This is a genomic window from Amycolatopsis sp. NPDC051045 (assembly GCF_040682955.1).
Taxonomy (GTDB): Bacteria; Actinomycetota; Actinomycetes; order Mycobacteriales; family Pseudonocardiaceae; genus Amycolatopsis.
In genome coordinates this window covers 168,248-182,673 of the sequence record NZ_JBFBCC010000013.1, presented here as the reverse complement: position 1 = coordinate 182,673, position 14,426 = coordinate 168,248, and the positions used below count along the sequence as shown (strand labels likewise).

Genomic DNA, 14,426 nt, shown 5'->3' with positions numbered 1-14,426 from the left:
AATCTTCGGTTTTTGTGAGCGTTAACATTGCCGGCTGGGTGCGCTCCCGGATGCCGATCAGGGTGGTGGAGTGAGCTGCAGGGGTTCGAGTTCGCGGCTATTGGGCGACCGGGATCCACACCCGCATCGGGCCCGGTCTCCGGTTGCCCCAGAGGAAATAGGGGACGGCGGTCAGCGCGACCGGTTCACCGGGCGCACTGGCACCGGCGCCGTACAGCTCGTCCGACGCGGGCGCCTGGAGGGAGCCGCGCGCGGTGAGGGCCACGGGCACTTCCGGCAGCGGCCCGGCGGAAAACGCCGCGGCGGGGTCGATCCGCACGTCCTCCAGGGTGACACCGTCCGGCAGGTCGGCCTGCTCCAGGCAGTACACGAGCGGCCCCCGCGTCACCGCGACGCAGCCGCGCACGGCGTCGATCCGCGGGTGCGGCCGGACGACGCGGGCGGGCATCGGCAGTTCGAGCGTCACCGTGGCGCCGCCGGCCCAGTCCCGCCGCACCTCCGCGTAGCCGTCGCGGACGTCGGCGGGCACGCCGTCGATCAGGGCACCTTCGGCCCAGCCGGGGATGCGCAGGGAAAGCATGAGCGGCGCCGGAGTGGTCACGGTCAGCTCGACCCGGCCGTCCCAGGGGTATTCGGTGCGCGTGACGACGTGGACGTCCACACCGTCCACAGTGGTCCGAAGAGTCCCGGCGGCGTACAGGTGCACCTGCAGCCCGCCGGAGTCGGTGGTGGCCACGTAGCCGGACAGCGACGCGACCAGCCGGGCGAGGTTGGGCGGGCAGCAGGCGCACGAGTACCACGGCAGGCGCTGCGACGGGGCGTCTTCGTGCGAGCCGTCGTGACCGGTCCGCAGGTGCAGCGGGTTGGCGTAGAAGAAGTGCGTGCCGTCGAGGGCGGTGGACCCGGCGATCGCGTTGTACAGCGCGCGTTCCATCTCGTCGGCGTACCGGCCTTCCCCGGTCGCCAGCAGCAGCCGCCAGTTCCACTGGAAGCTCGCGATCGCGGCGCAGGTCTCGCCGTACGCCCGGTCGGGCGGCAGCTCGTACGGGTCGCCGAAGGCTTCGTCGCGGTGGCGAGACCCCTGGGCGCCGGTGAGGTAGGTCTTGGCGCCGAACGCGTCGGCCCACAGCCGGCGGGCGGCGTCCAGCAGCTCGTCGTCGCGGGTCTCGACGGCGACGTCCACCACGCCGGCGAGCAGGTACAGCTGGCGGACGACGTGCCCGGCGACCTCGTCGGCCTCCCGCACCGGCACGTGGTCCTGCAGGTACCGCGACCCGAACCGTTCGCCGTCGAGGAGGCCACGGCCGCGCAGGTCGAGGAAGCGCAGCGCCTGGTCCAGGTACGGCCGGTGCCCGGTCACCCGGTAGAGCTCCACCAGGGCCGTCTCGATCTCCGGGTGCCCGTCGACGTTGTCGACACCGCCCACGGTGCCGAACCTATCGACGATCAGGTCCGCGAAGCGCCGGGCGACGCTGACGAGCTGGGCACCCACCCCGGCCCGCGCGGCGGCGACGGCGGCCTGGATCAGGTGGCCCGCGCAGTACAGCTCGTGGCTCCAGTGCAGCTCCCGCCACTTCAGCTCCGGCTTGTCGGCGGTGAAGTACGAGTTCAGGTAGCCGTCGTCCTCCTGGGCCTTGGCCACCAGGGCGGCGGTGGTGTCGAGGAAGGCGCGCAGCTCGGCGTCGCCCGGGTCGCGGCCGAGCTGCCAGGCGGCCGCTTCGAGGGTCTTGTAGACGTCGGAGTCGGCGAACCACATGTTCCGGTGGTCGCCGTCGACCTCGCCGGTGACGCGCCGGAGGTTGTCCAGCGCGCCCGCCGCGTCGAGCTGCTCGATGCAGTGCGGCAGGGTCCGGTTCGCGTTGCGCTCCTGCCAGCCGCCCAGAAGGCTGTCCGGCGCGAAGGCGGCCGCGCCGAGGAAGAGCGGCCGCAGTGCCGCCCTCGCGGCGGGCGTGGGGTGGACGGGCCCGAGGATGCGTTCGGTCATCGAGGTGCTCCTGTCTCAGCCCTTGAGGGCTCCCGAGGTGAAGCCGCGGACGTAGTAGCGCTGCAGGACGAGGAAGACCGCCACGCACGGCAGGGCGGAGACCACCACTCCCGCTTGCAGGGCCCCGAAGTCGACCGAGCCGAGGCTGCCGGACTGCAGGTTGAACAGCGCGACCGGCAGGGTGAACTTCTCGCCGTCGGTGAGGAAGATCAGTGGAGCGACGAACTCGTTCCAGGCCGCCAGGAACGAGAACAGCGCGACCGTGACGACGCCGGGGAGCACCCCGCGCAGCAGCACCCGCCGCAGCGCACCGCCGATCGAGCAGCCGTCGATCAGCGCCGCCTCTTCGAGTTCCACCGGCAGCGCTTCGAAGGAGTTGCGCATCATGAACAGGCCGAACGGCAGCTGGAGCACGGCCAGCACCAGACCCAGCCCGAGCAGCGAGTTCTGCAGGCCGAGCCAGCCGAGCAGGATGTAGAGCGGCACCAGGATCGTCGTGTAGGGCACCATCAGGATGGCCAGGGTGACCAGGAACAGCAGGGTGCGCCCGGGAAAGGCGAGCCGGGCCATCGCGTAGCCGCCGAGCGTGGTCGCCACCACCGTGACGCTCACCGCGACGAGGGCGACCACAGTCGTGTTGAGCAGGTAGGTGCCGAGGCCACTGCCGTAGTCGGCGAGCCGCCGGTAGTTGCCGGTCCCGGCCTCCCCGGACTGCCGCCCGGTCAGCGACGAGTACAGGGTCCACAGCAGCGGCAGCAGGAACAGCACCGCCAGTGCGGCACTCGTGCCGTGCAGGCCCGCGGACCGGAGCCGGTTCACTTCCCCTCCCGGCGGATGAGCCGCAGCTGGGCGGCGTTGAGGACGATGAGCACGGCCAGCGTGGCCACCGAAACCGCGGCCGCCCGCCCGAGGTCCTGGGACAGGAAGGCCTCGCGGTAGATGTCGATGACGACCGTGGCGGTGTCGTGGCGGCCGCCGGTGAGGATGAAGAACTGGTCGAACGCCAGCAGCGAGCCGGTCAGCGACAGCACCATCGCCAGGGCCAGGGTCGGCCGCAGCAGCGGCAGCGTGACCCGCCACAGGATCTGCCACCGGTTCGCGCCGTCGATGCGCGCGGCCTCGTACAGCGCCGGGTCGATGCCCTGCAGGCCGGTCATCAGGATGAGCATGTAGAACCCGGCGAACCGCCAGGTGATCATCCCGACGGTCGAGCCGAGCGCGCTGCCGCCCGAGCCCAGCCAGTCCACCCGGCCGAGGCCGAGGAAGTCCACGAGGTGGTTCAACGCCGACGAGTCGGTGTTGAACAGACCGTAGAAGAGCAGGCTGGTCGAGGCGAGCCCGACCGCGCTCGGCAGGAAGAAGACGGTGCGGGCGAAGCCGGTGCCGCGCCGGTCGTGCTGCACCAGCAGCGCCAGCCCGAACGCGACGAGGCTGAGCACCACCGTGGTCACCAGCGTGTACTTCAGCGTGAACCACACCGCCCGCAGGAAGAGCGGATCGCTCAGCGCGGTGTAGTTCTGCACGCCGTTGGGCGCGGACGCGCCGACCAGCGGCCAGTGGCTGACCGACATCCACAGCATCAGCCCGAGCGGGATGACGAAGAAGACGGCGACCAGCACGGCCATCGGAGCCGCGTAGGCGATCCCCAGCCGGCGCCGGCCCCGGGCGATCGACCCGCGGCGGCGGGGTGCCGGCGCCCGTGTCACCGTCGGCGCCGGCACCCTCGGGGAAAGGAGCGAGACCATGGTCAGCTGCCGCCGGAGAGGGACTCGGTGACGGCCGCGTTGTGCTGCTTCAGCATCGATCCGGCGTCCCCGCTGCCGAAGACCGCGTCGATCACCGTCGCCGTCCAGGGCCCGTTGGCGTCGTTGAACGTCTTGCCGAAGTTGACCGAGATCGGCGTCTGGCCCTGGCTCGCGAGCCGGTTGAACACGCCGAGCCGGGCATCCTGCTTGGCGTAGGTGTTGTCCGCGAGGTCCGACCGGACGGTGATGTTCTTGCTCTTCGCGACGACCTCGACCTGGGCCCGGTCGGACAGCGTCCAGGCGATGAAGTCCCACGCGGCCGCGGCGTGCGCGCTGTTGGCGCCGATGCCGAGCACGTCCCCGCCGACGAACGACGAGCTGCCGCCGGTCAGCCCGGGGATCGGGGCGACGCCGACCTGCAGGTCCGGCCCTTCCTTCATGCCCTGCAGCGCGGTGGCGCCCATCGGCTGGATGCCGATCTTGCCGTCGAGGAAGGACTGCGTCCACGTGGGTCCGGACTCGTTCTTCGCCGACGCCGGCACGACGCCCTCGGTGTACAGCTGCCGCAGCAGGGAATAGACCTTCGCCGCCTGGGGACTGTCGAGTGTGGCGGCCGTGCCCTGCTCGTCGAGCACTGTTCCGCCGGAGGCCCAGATCATCGGCCAGCTGGTGAACAGCTGGCAGCCCGGGCACGCGCCGCCGAAGAAGTAGCCCTTGACGTCGCCGCCGAGCGCGGCGATCTTGCGGGCGGCCGCGGCCATTTCGTCCAAGGTGGACGGTGGCTTCGCCGGGTCGAGGCCGGCGCGGGTGAACAGGACCTTGTTGTAGAACACCGCGGACAGGTCGATGTCGTGGGGGACGGCGAAGTGCTTGCCGTCGTGGGTGGCCGCCTTCATGTGCGCCGCCGCGAGACTGCCCTTGAACGGCAGCTGGTTCACGCGGGCGGTCAGGTCGAGGAACAGGCCCTTAGCCGCGTAGTTGGGCGCGTAGACAACGTCGGCCGCCAAGAGGTCCGGCAGCTGCTTCGCGCCCGCCGCCGTGCCGACTTTCTGCTGGTAGGAGTCGGCCGGGAAGACCGTCAGCTTGACCTTGTTCCGGTGGCTCGCGTTGTAGGCGTCGATCAGCGTCTGGCTGAAGGTGGCCGTGGGCGAGCGGGTCCACATGGTGATCGTGGTGCCGTCGTCCACGCTCGCGGTGTCCCCCGCGGCCGCCCCGGACGGCCCGCTCTGGCAGGCCGCGAGGACGAGCACGCCGGCGACGGCGGCCGCGGCACGCCCCCACCGCGCCCTGGTTCGGATGTGCGAAGTCATCGACTCTCCTATCGGGAGGCCGCCGCCTGCGGTGTCGAAGAAAGACCGGGAAAATTTCAGAAACCGGTTGCCGAATCAAGCTAGGGCCGTTCCACCAGCGCGTCAAGGGGCTGTTTGCCGTAGTCCCGCGGGTTACTTTGGGTCGTCGCCGACCACGGAGGTACTGTGCCACCATGCCCCCGCGGAAACTTTCGGAAACTCCCGGCGCGCTCGCGAAGCCGGCCACGATCAGCGAGGTCGCCCTGCTGGCCGGGGTCTCGGTCGGCACCGTGTCGAAGGCGCTCAACGGCCGTGGGTCGCTCCGCGCCGAGACCCGGCAGCGGGTGCTGTCCGCGGCCGAGCAGCTGGGCTTCCAGCCCAACCGCGCGGCCGTCACCCTGAACTCCGGGCGCACCTACACCGTCGGCATGATCACCACCGACACCATCGGCCGGTTCAGCATCCCGCTCATGATGGGTGCCGAGGACGCGCTGGGCGCCGGCGAGATGTCGGTCTTCCTCTGCGACGCCCGCGACGACCCGATCCGTGAGCAGTACTACCTGCGCACGCTGCTGTCCCGCCGGGTCGACGGCATCATCGTCACCGGCCGCCGGACCCAGGCGCGCCCGCCGATCGGCGCGGGGCTGCCGATCCCGGTGGTGTACGCCTTCATCAGCTCGACCGACCCGGAGGACTGTTCGGTCGTGCCGGACGAGGCGGGCGGCGCGCGCACGGCCGTCGAGCACCTGCTGGCGACCGGACGGCGCCGCATCGCCCACATCACCGGTCCCGAGCGGCACCACTCGGCGACCGTGCGCGCGGCGGCCGCCGCCGGACGGCTCGCCGAGGCCGGGCTCGACCTGGCCGGTGCCCCGATGTTCGGCGAGTGGAGCGAGGCCTGGGGCCGGCAGGCGGTGCGGATGCTGCTGGGCGCGGGCACCCCTTTCGACGCCGTCTTCTGCGGCAGCGACCAGATCGCCCGCGGCGCCGCCGACGCGCTGCAGGCGGCCGGCCGCCGCGTGCCCGGCGACGTCGCGCTGGTCGGCTTCGACAACTGGGACGTCATGGCCCTGGGTTGCCAGCCACCGCTGACGAGCGTCGACATGGAACTGGAGACGCTCGGCCGGACCGCCGCCGAAATGCTGCTGGCGGCGATCAACGGCGAGCCATCCCCCGGCCGGCACACCCGGCCGTGCCGGCTGGTCATCCGGGATTCGACCGCCTGAGTCAGCGGCGGGTCCACTGCTGGTTGGCCCCGCCGCCGCAGGCCCAGAGGATGATCTTCGTGCCGTTCGCGGTGGCCGCGCCGCTCGCGTCCAGGCACAGCCCGGACACCGCGTTCGTGATGGTCCCGTTCGCGTTGAGCGCCCACTGCTGGTTGCGCTGGCCGTTGCAGTCCCAGACGACCACCGCGGTGCCGTTCGCCGTCCCGCTGTCGTAGGCGTCGAGGCACTTGGTGCCGTTGACGACGAGCTGCCCGCGCACCGGCACCCAGGTCTGGTTCGGGCCGGCGGCGCAGTCCCACAGCTGCGCCTGGATCCCGTTGGTGATGCCGTTGTCGTCGACGTCGACGCAGCGTCCGGATGGGACACCGGACACCTGGACGCCGTTCGTGCCGGGCAGGGGCAGGATCGAGACGGCGGACAGCTGCGGCGGGGTGCCCGAGAACGTCAGGCTGTTGGTGCTGCCGTTGCCCAGGGAAACGACGGCCGAGACGGTTTTCGGCGTCCCGCCGGTCGCCGGGAAGGCGAGGACGGTCGGCTGCTGGCCGTTCACGGCGAGGGTGGCCGTCTGCGCGGTGGTCGCGCGGTAGGAGAAGGTCGCGACCGCCAGACCGGTCGCGGCCGCGGTGACGCCGGTGAACCGGGTGCCGTCGGCGGGATAGCTCGCCGACGCCGCGTCGGCGCCCTGGACGGTCAGCAGCACCGAATCGCCGGCCGGGACGTTCACGCTGTAGCCCGTGGCGAAGGTGCCGGCATCCTTGGCGCCCCAGAGGTTCCGGACCCTCGCCGAGGCCGGGGTGAGGCCCAGGTCGGCCCACCGCACCGACATGCTCGCCGCGGACGACGTCCGGTTGAGCAGGACGACCGCGCGTTTCCCGGATCCACCGAGGACCTTGGCGTAGACCTGGAGCCCGGCGGCGTCCTCGGCCACCTTGACGCCCTGCAGGCCGCGCGGGTCCTGGTCGACGGCGATGACTTCGCGGTTCGTCAGGATCGACTTCGTGGCCGTGCTCATCGTCGCCAGGTTGTTGCCCGCCAGCAGCGGCGCACCCGAGACGGCCCACAGGCTCATCTCCGTCCGGGCCTGCCCGTCGGTCAGGCCCGGCATGCCCACGGTCAGCATGTCCGGGTCGTTCACGTAGCCGGTGTGCTGCGACACCGGGTGCTGCGCCTGGTCGAAGTTCGTCAGCACCTGGCCCAGGTTCGCCGTCTGGCCGTAGTAGATGATGTCCGTGCTGGTCCGCCACATCGGGGCCATCCCGGCCCCCCAGTTCCACGGGTTCTTCTTGCCCCAGTTGCAGATCGACAGCACCAGGCTGCGCCCGGTCTGCGCCGTCGCGGCCCGGTTGGCGTCGCTGATCGCCCGGTAGGTGCTCTGCGGGTCGAGGCCCTCGACGTCACCGCCGCACCAGTCGACCTTGACGAAGTCGAACCCCCACCGCTGGAACTGCAGCATGTCCTGCAGGTAGTGGCCTTCGCTGCCGCTCCCGGGCGCCGCGGGCCGCCCGGTCGGGAAGTAGTACCCGCAGCCGTCGCGCCCGGCGTCGGTGTAGATCCCGGCCTTCAGCCCCTTGCTGTGCAGGTAATCCGCGATCGCCGCCATGCCACCCGGCCATTCGGCGGTGTCCACGGTGATGTTCCCGGCGCTGTCGCGGGTGCCCTGCCACCAGCCTTCGTCGATGTTGACGTAGCTGTACCCGGCGGCCTTCAACCCCGACGACACCAGAGCGTCGGCCTGCGCCTTGATGGTGGTGTAGTCGATCTTCGCGGCGAAGGTGTTCCACGACGCCCAGCCCATCGCCGGTGCGGGGACGGCCACCTCGGCGGCGGTCGTGCTCGCGGCGGCCGGCGCCGCCGCCAAGCCCGGGACGACTCCCGCGATCAGCAAGAGCGCGGACAGTCCGTGGCGCAGCTTCATGGCATCGCTCCGACTTCGTCGTCGAGGAATGTTAACGCTAACATTCGGAGGTACGCCTGAATTGTCGACGTCCCGCCCCGCGACGTCAAGGGACGAACGAGGGGAACTTGTGCGTCTAGCTTACTAGCATGCTAGCCTCAGCGAGTGGGCGATGACGACGTCAAGCAGTTCAACGTGTACCTGCCGATCGGCTTGATCCGGCAGGTCAAGCACCGAGCCATCGAGACGGAGCGGTCGCTCTCGGCACTCGTCGCCGACGCGCTGCGCGCCTACCTCGCAGAAACCGTTGAGGAAGAGGGGAACTGACATGACGACCGAGGGCATCGAGGCGATGTACCTGGAGACCCGCAACTGGGGCAAGGCGGCCAAGTTCTTCCAGGCGCTGGGCTACGAACTCGAGTTCGCGACCGACCACAATTCCGGCATGCTGCGCAACGGCGACGGCCCGTACCTCTTCATCGCCGAGGTACCCGAAAACCGGGAACCCCGGACGCAGATCGTCTTCAAGGTCCCCGACGCGGACGCGTTCCGGGCCGGCGAAATCGTCGAGGTGGTCACGCCGTTCGAAGAAACCCACTACGGGACCCGGGAAATGACCGTCCGCGACCCCGACGGGCGGACGTGGACGCTGTCGGCGCCGAAGGCGGTCTGACGTGGCCGCGCCGGACAGCACGGCGGTGCGGACCGCCTTGTGGCGAGCCCTGCACGTCGAAGTGGATCCGCCGCCCCACGTGTTCACCGACGAACTCGGCCTGCGGCTGGCCGATCCCGGAGCCGGCTGGCGGGCGCGCGACGACATGGATCCGGCCACGGCCGGGCGCTACCGGGCGGGCATGGTGGCGCGGGCGCGGTTCGTCGAGGACCTGGTCGTCGCGCAGGCCGCCCGTGGCGTCGGGCAGTACGTCATCCTCGGGGCCGGACTGGACACCTTCGCCCAGCGCCGTCCGGAAATCGCTTCCCGCCTGCGTGTGTTCGAGGTCGACCAGCCGGGCCCGCAAGCCTGGAAACGCGCCCGTCTCGACGAACTCGGCTTGGGCGTACCGGACTGGCTGCACCTGGTGCCGGTCGACTTCGAGACCGCATCGTGGTGGGACCGGCTCGCGGCCGCGGGCTTCGCGCCGGACGAGCCGGCGGTCGTCGCCTCCACCGGCGTCAGCATGTACCTGACGAAGGAGGCGAACGCGGCCACGCTGCGCCGGATCGCCGGCTTCGCCCCGGGCTCCACGCTGGCGATGACGTTCCTGCTGCCGGCCGATCTCCTCGACGAGCGCGAACGCGCCGGTCACCGAGCCACTGCCGGCAAGGCGAAGGCGGCCGGCACGCCCTTCGTCAGCACCTTCTCCCCCGCCGCGCTGCTGGCCATGGCCCGCGAAGCCGGGTTCCGCGAGGCGACGCACGTTTCCGGCGCCGAACTGGACGAGCGGTACTTCGCGGGCCGCGCCGACGGGCTCCGGCTCGCCCGGGGCGAGGAGTTCCTCGTGGCCACCACGGGGGCTACGGCCGGGGCAGCTGACCGAGGTACGCCCGCAGCATCGCCTTGACCGGCTCCAGGAGTTCGGGTGCGCCGTCGGCGCGGAACACCTCCTGGATCACGGCGTCCGCGGCGAGGAACGCCGTGCGGCACGCCACCGCGGCCGCGTAGTCGTCGCGCAGGAGGTGCTGCGCGACGAGAACGCGGTGCACTCCCGTGGCCATCACCCGCTTGTGCGCGCGATCGGCTTCGCGGGTCCCGTCGGTGAGACCGCGGCCGAGCCACAGCGCGCGGAACCCGGGTTCGGCGCGGTAGAGCCCGGCAAAGGCGTCGACGAGCAGGCCGACGGGATCCGGCCAGGTCTCCCGCGCCGCCTGCTCGGCGAACGACGTCATGAGGTCTTCCAGGCGGGCCAGGTAGACCTCGGCCAGCGCCTCGGTGATGGCGTCGCGGTCCGGCAGGTACTGGTACAGCGCGCCGACCGACACGCCGGCCTCCGCGGCGACCCGGGTGGTCGTCAACGCCTCGACGCCGTCCGCGGCGAGCAGCCGGTCGGCCGCCGCGAGCACCTTGGCCAGCTTCTCCCGCGAACGCGCTTGGCGCGGCACCCGGCGCAGCCGGCCCTCCGTCATCCGCTCCCCAAACCTGAACGTGACTTTGTTTCGTCTTTATCCTAGCCTCGGCGCATGACAGTGGCGAGTTCAGTGCTCGACGACGCGCGGCGGTCGGTGGCGAGGGCCTGTCACGGGCTCGCGGGCGAAGGCCTGCTCATCGGCAGCGCGGGCAACGTGAGCGTCCGGGTGGGCGAGCACGTGGCGGTGACCGCGACCGGGGTCGTGCTGGGCCGGGCCACGGCCGACGACGTCACGGTCGTCGACCTGGACGGTGCCGTGGTCGCCGGCGAGCTGGTCCCGACTTCGGAACTGGAGCTGCACCTGGGGATCTACCGGCGCTACGGCGCGGGCGCGGTGGTGCACACCCATTCCCCGCAGGCCACCGCCGTTTCCCTGGTGCTCGACGAACTGCCGTGCGTGCACTACCAGCAGCTGCTCCTCGGCGGCGCGATCAGGGTGGCGCCGTTCGCCGTCTTCGGCTCCGCGGAACTGGCCGCGGAAACCCTCGCGGCGCTCGAGGGCAGGGCCGCCGCGCTGCTGGCCAACCACGGCGCGGTCACGCACGGCCCGACCCTCGAAGCCGCGGTCGACAACGCGCTGCTGCTGGAGTGGGCGTGCGGCCTGTACGTGCGGGCCGCGACGCTCGGCGCGCCGCGGGTCCTGGACCCCGAACAGCAGGACGCCGTCGTCGCCGCGGCCGTGCGCCGGGGGTACGGACGATGACGCAGACGGTCGTCACCCTGGGGGCGCACGTGTTCGACGTGCAGGTCCGCCCGGTCAAGGCCATCCCGGACGGTCAGGGCGCGACGCTGGTGGAGCAGATCCGCTTCGGTCCCGCCGGGACGGCCGCCGGCACCGCGGTCACCCTGGCCAAGCTGGGTGCGACGGTCCGCACGGCGGGCGCCGTCGGCACCGACCCGGTCGGCGACCTGCTGCTGGCGATGCTGGCCCGCCACGGCGTCGACACGTCCCTGGTGCTGCGCCGCGAAGGCGTGCAGACGTCGGCGTCGGTGCTCCCGATCCGCCCCGACGGCAGCCGCCCCGCGTTCCACGTGCCGGGCGCGAACCTCACGTACGAGCCTTCGGACGCCCCGCACGAGGAGATCGCCCGCGCGACCCACCTGCACCTGGGCGGGCCCGAGCTGATGGGTGGCGAGAAGGCGGCGAAGATCCTCGCCCCGGCGCGCGCGGCCGGCGTGGTGACCTCCGCCGACCTGCTCGCCCCCGGCGACCCCGGCGTGCTCGCCTGGCTGGCGCCCGCGTTGTCCTCTTTGGACTACCTGCTGCCCAACGAGGAGCAGGTGCTCGGCTTGACGAACGCCGCCACGCTCGAAGACGGTGCCCGCGCGCTGCTCGCCCGGGGCGTCGGCTGCGTGGCGGTCACCCGGGAGGCCCGCGGCGCCTTGGTGGTGACGGCGGAGGAGACGATCGCCGTACCGGCGTTCGCGGTCCCGGTGCTCGACACCACCGGCTGCGGCGACGCGTTTTCGGCCGGCTTCCTCCGGGGCATCGGCCTGGGCCGCCCGCCCCGGGAAGCCGCCGTGCTCGGCTGCGCGGCGGCGGGCCTGGTCGCGCAGGGGCTCGGCAGCGACCACGGCGAATTCGACCTCGCGGCCGCGGACGCGTTCGCCGCGGCCACTCCGGTGCTCGAGACGGCCTGACAAGTCGGTCGCGCCGCTCCCCCGCGGTGGCTTACCCTCGCCTTGCGGGAAATCGCATGGAGTAGATCAGCGGCAGATCGCCCGGCTTCGGTCCGGGAGGGCGCGGGTTCGAGTCCCGCCTCCATGTCCCCCGCAGCTCGGAGTGGTTCAGCAGGCAGCACACCGGCTGTTCCCCGGGAAGGCGCAGGTTCGAGACCTGCCTCCGAGTCTCGTCTGCACCAGGGGGAGTTCACCATGACGCAGGAGGCGTCGCCCGGTTACGCCTACGGGCAGCTCGAACGAGCACTGCGCACCGCATCGTCCACAACGGACACCGCGGTCCGCCGCCGCGCCCGTGCCAAGGCCGCGCGGTGGCAGGAGGTGCTCGACGGCATGGCCGACGGGACGCTGAAGGCCGGCTCGCGGACCCCGGTCGCGGACACCCCGGCGTGGGTCACCCTCGAGGTCGCGCACGGCGGGTTCGCCACCGGCCGGTACCTCGCCGAGGTTCCCGTGCGCCCGGAGGAACGCGCCGCCGTGCCCGCCGGCGCACCGGGCCGCACCGACCGCGAGCGCGTCAACCTCGGGTACCTCACCGACGCCGGGCTCGCCGCCCTCCGCGATGCCCTGGCCACCGAGGCCTACCGGGTGGCGGTCCCGGAGGACGCCGCACTCCCCGTCGTCGCCTGGCTGCTCGACCACGGGCACGCCGAGGCCGCCCTCGATCTGGTCGCCGAGCTGCGGCCGCTGCTGCACCGGCTGCGCCTGGCGCCGCTGCCCGGCGCGGCGCCGCGGCCGGCCGGCGCGCTGGTGCGGCTGGCCACGGTCGGCGAGGTCCGCGAGACCCTGCGGGCGGCGACGACCAAGCCGGCGATCGCGGCGATGCTGGAGACGGTGCGGGTGTGGCACCCGCTGTTCGACCGGCTGGTCGCCCTCTGGGCGGAAACGGTCGACGGCGAGCTGCCGCGGCTGACCGCGGACGGCGTGACCGGCGGCTGGCCGTGCCGGACGTGGCCGGAGGGGTGGGCATCGCGGCGTGCGCAGTGGCTCGCGGACCACGCGACGCAGAGTGCGCGGCACACCGCGTCGACCGCACACACGCACCCGAAGAGCAACTTCGCCCGTCTGCACCGTGCCCTGCTGGCCTGCGAGCACGACAGCGCCGCCCTCACCGGCCGCGACGTCGGCTGGGTCCGCCGGGCGCTGGCCAACACGAGCACCAAGCACGGCGAGCCGGGTTCGCAGCGGCGGGCCGCCTTGCGGGCCGTGCAGGCGGCGGTGGCCGCGCGCCCGACGCACGCCGAGCTCGCGGCCGTCCTGGCCGGGCGGCTCCACGCCTACCCCGGCGACGGCGGCCTGCCCGCCCTCGACCCGATCACCGAACCGGGGGACGTCGTCCCGGCGCACCTGCTCGCGAAGACGGCCCGTGCGGTGGAGGCGCCGGTCGAGGAGCTGGTCGCGCGGGGCGTGATCACCTCGGGCGACGTCCTGGCGGCGGTGCTGCCGCAGATCACCGCGCAGCTGATGGCGGCGAACGTCGAGGACGAGCGGCTGGCCGCGCTGTACGCGCAGACCTACGCGGCCTTCCGCCGTCGTCGCGGACTGCTGCTGCTCGGCCTCGAGCACCAGGTCCGGCTCGAAGAGCTGCCGTGGATCCGCGCGCTCGAGCCGTTCCGGGCGCAGCGGCCCGACGCCGCGAGGGCGGCGCGCCACACGCTGACGCAGACGGTGCTGCTGGCGCTCGGCGCGTTCCCGCAGGCGATCCTGCCGAACACGCTGGTGCGCGAGCTCGGCGCGCTGGCGAAGCAGGCGGGGCGGCCGATGCCGCTGGTGGAGGAACTCGCGGCCGACATCTTCACGGGCACGTTCACGGAGAAGTGGCGCACGGCGGCGGCGACCACCAGCCGCGTCATGGCCGGCACCTTGTACGCGCGGTACTACGACCTGCCGGCCACCTGGACGACGACACCGGCGCCGCGCTGGACACGGATGCTGGGCAAGCGGACCGCCGACGACTTCGCGGCGGTGTGCGAGGCGCGGGCGGGCTGCCGGCCACGATCGGTGGCGGCCGGCGGCATGGTGCTCGAGCAGAGCCAGATCCTCACCACGCACAACCTGGCGGTGCTGGTGGAGACGCTGGACCTGCGGGCGCGGCTGCGCGAGGCGGGCCCCGGCCTGGCCGGGCAGGTGTTCGCGTGGGTGGTGCGCCGCCTGGCCGTGCGGACGAGCAATCCCCACGCGGACCGGCAGCTGATCAAGAACATCGCCTACGCCTGGCGACAGGCGGTGTTCTTCCTGAGCTTCTGCGGTGAAGCGGAGCAGCGGGCGGCGGTGGTCCGCCTGGGTGAGCTGGTGACGCAGGCGGGTCTGGACGAGCGCTTCGGGCCGGCGGTGACGGGCCTGTCCGCAGTGGTGGAGGGCGCGAGGTTCTCGGCGGACGGCACGCTGCCGGCCGGTCCGGGACGGCGGCTGCTGGGCTGGACGACCGGTCCGCACTGGTGCCGGTGACCCGGGCGCCCTTGGGCCGAGGGCGCCCGGGCGA

Annotated in this window: 13 protein-coding genes and 2 tRNA genes; 9 read left to right on the top strand and 6 right to left on the bottom strand. The window is 72.4% G+C overall.

Going from position 1 to position 14,426, the window contains the following annotated elements; translation table 11 throughout:
* Window positions 1-97: 97 nt before the first annotated feature.
* Genes AB0M80_RS28235 through AB0M80_RS28220 form a run of 4 tightly spaced genes read right to left on the bottom strand, consistent with a single transcriptional unit; the run spans window position 98 to window position 5,039 of the window.
* Complete coding sequence (locus AB0M80_RS28235) at window positions 98-1,984, bottom strand: beta-L-arabinofuranosidase domain-containing protein (RefSeq protein ID WP_364570999.1); 1,887 nt, start codon at window positions 1,982-1,984, stop codon at window positions 98-100.
* Between the two features lie 15 nt (window positions 1,985-1,999).
* Complete coding sequence (locus AB0M80_RS28230) at window positions 2,000-2,803, bottom strand: carbohydrate ABC transporter permease (protein ID WP_364570997.1); 804 nt, start codon at window positions 2,801-2,803, stop codon at window positions 2,000-2,002.
* Window positions 2,800-3,690, bottom strand: a complete 891-nt coding sequence (locus AB0M80_RS28225; RefSeq protein WP_364570995.1) for a sugar ABC transporter permease — start codon at window positions 3,688-3,690, stop codon at window positions 2,800-2,802. Before AB0M80_RS28225 ends, AB0M80_RS28230 begins: the two co-directional genes overlap by 4 nt.
* Window positions 3,691-3,731: 41 nt before the next feature.
* Entirely contained in the window at window positions 3,732-5,039 is a 1,308-nt protein-coding gene (locus tag AB0M80_RS28220) for a sugar ABC transporter substrate-binding protein (RefSeq protein WP_364570993.1), read from the bottom strand.
* 173 nt (window positions 5,040-5,212) lie between these two features.
* Between AB0M80_RS28220 and AB0M80_RS28215 the strand changes: the two genes are divergently transcribed.
* Window positions 5,213-6,244 (top strand): LacI family DNA-binding transcriptional regulator, encoded by a 1,032-nt coding sequence (locus tag AB0M80_RS28215; RefSeq protein ID WP_364570991.1) that lies wholly within the window; start codon window positions 5,213-5,215, stop codon window positions 6,242-6,244.
* Between the two features lies 1 nt (window position 6,245).
* Here the strand turns inward: AB0M80_RS28215 and AB0M80_RS28210 are convergent, their stop codons facing one another.
* Window positions 6,246-8,159, bottom strand: coding sequence for an RICIN domain-containing protein (locus tag AB0M80_RS28210; protein ID WP_364570989.1), 1,914 nt, complete (start codon window positions 8,157-8,159; stop codon window positions 6,246-6,248).
* A 144-nt stretch (window positions 8,160-8,303) separates the two neighbouring features.
* On the opposite strand from AB0M80_RS28210, the gene AB0M80_RS28205 reads away from it, so the two are divergent.
* Genes AB0M80_RS28205 through AB0M80_RS28195 form a run of 3 tightly spaced genes read left to right on the top strand, consistent with a single transcriptional unit; the run spans window position 8,304 to window position 9,700 of the window.
* On the top strand, window positions 8,304-8,465 hold the full coding sequence (locus AB0M80_RS28205; RefSeq protein ID WP_364570987.1) for a CopG family transcriptional regulator: 162 nt from the start codon (window positions 8,304-8,306) through the stop codon (window positions 8,463-8,465).
* 1 nt (window position 8,466) lies between these two features.
* Entirely contained in the window at window positions 8,467-8,811 is a 345-nt protein-coding gene (locus AB0M80_RS28200; RefSeq protein WP_364570986.1) for a VOC family protein, read from the top strand.
* Window position 8,812: 1 nt separating this feature from the next.
* Window positions 8,813-9,700, top strand: a complete 888-nt coding sequence (locus tag AB0M80_RS28195; RefSeq protein ID WP_364570984.1) for a class I SAM-dependent methyltransferase — start codon at window positions 8,813-8,815, stop codon at window positions 9,698-9,700.
* On the opposite strand, the gene AB0M80_RS28190 is transcribed toward AB0M80_RS28195, so the two are convergent.
* A complete protein-coding gene (locus AB0M80_RS28190) occupies window positions 9,654-10,262 on the bottom strand; it encodes a TetR/AcrR family transcriptional regulator (protein WP_364570982.1) in 609 nt (202 codons plus the stop codon). The two genes, AB0M80_RS28195 and AB0M80_RS28190, sit on opposite strands and share 47 nt — an antisense overlap.
* 54 nt (window positions 10,263-10,316) lie before the next feature.
* Here AB0M80_RS28190 and AB0M80_RS28185 point away from each other — a divergent pair, with 54 nt between their 5' ends.
* The 5 genes from AB0M80_RS28185 to AB0M80_RS28165 all read left to right on the top strand — a co-directional run bounded on the left by AB0M80_RS28185 (window position 10,317) and on the right by AB0M80_RS28165 (window position 14,392).
* A complete protein-coding gene (locus AB0M80_RS28185) occupies window positions 10,317-10,967 on the top strand; it encodes a class II aldolase/adducin family protein (protein WP_364570980.1) in 651 nt (216 codons plus the stop codon).
* Window positions 10,964-11,905 (top strand): sugar kinase, encoded by a 942-nt coding sequence (locus AB0M80_RS28180; RefSeq protein WP_364570978.1) that lies wholly within the window; start codon window positions 10,964-10,966, stop codon window positions 11,903-11,905. Before AB0M80_RS28185 ends, AB0M80_RS28180 begins: the two co-directional genes overlap by 4 nt.
* Before the next feature lie 55 nt (window positions 11,906-11,960).
* Window positions 11,961-12,032: transfer RNA gene (locus AB0M80_RS28175), tRNA-Arg, on the top strand.
* 9 nt (window positions 12,033-12,041) lie between these two features.
* Window positions 12,042-12,113 (top strand) — tRNA-Asn (locus tag AB0M80_RS28170).
* Window positions 12,114-12,139: 26 nt separating this feature from the next.
* A complete protein-coding gene (locus AB0M80_RS28165) occupies window positions 12,140-14,392 on the top strand; it encodes a hypothetical protein (protein ID WP_364570976.1) in 2,253 nt (750 codons plus the stop codon).
* Window positions 14,393-14,426 lie beyond the last annotated feature (34 nt).

Bases quoted from the DNA above. Each gene is read 5' to 3' on its own strand.
- AB0M80_RS28165 (WP_364570976.1), top strand. From the start codon at position 12,140: ATGACGCAGGAGGCGTCGCCCGGTTACGCCTACGGGCAGCTCGAACGA.
- AB0M80_RS28210 (WP_364570989.1), bottom strand. From the start codon at position 8,159: ATGAAGCTGCGCCACGGACTGTCCGCGCTCTTGCTGATCGCGGGAGTC.
- AB0M80_RS28220 (WP_364570993.1), bottom strand. From the start codon at position 5,039: ATGACTTCGCACATCCGAACCAGGGCGCGGTGGGGGCGTGCCGCGGCC.
- AB0M80_RS28235 (WP_364570999.1), bottom strand. From the start codon at position 1,984: ATGACCGAACGCATCCTCGGGCCCGTCCACCCCACGCCCGCCGCGAGG.
- AB0M80_RS28185 (WP_364570980.1), top strand. From the start codon at position 10,317: ATGACAGTGGCGAGTTCAGTGCTCGACGACGCGCGGCGGTCGGTGGCG.
- AB0M80_RS28215 (WP_364570991.1), top strand. From the start codon at position 5,213: ATGCCCCCGCGGAAACTTTCGGAAACTCCCGGCGCGCTCGCGAAGCCG.
- AB0M80_RS28180 (WP_364570978.1), top strand. From the start codon at position 10,964: ATGACGCAGACGGTCGTCACCCTGGGGGCGCACGTGTTCGACGTGCAG.
- AB0M80_RS28190 (WP_364570982.1), bottom strand. From the start codon at position 10,262: ATGACGGAGGGCCGGCTGCGCCGGGTGCCGCGCCAAGCGCGTTCGCGG.
- AB0M80_RS28200 (WP_364570986.1), top strand. From the start codon at position 8,467: ATGACGACCGAGGGCATCGAGGCGATGTACCTGGAGACCCGCAACTGG.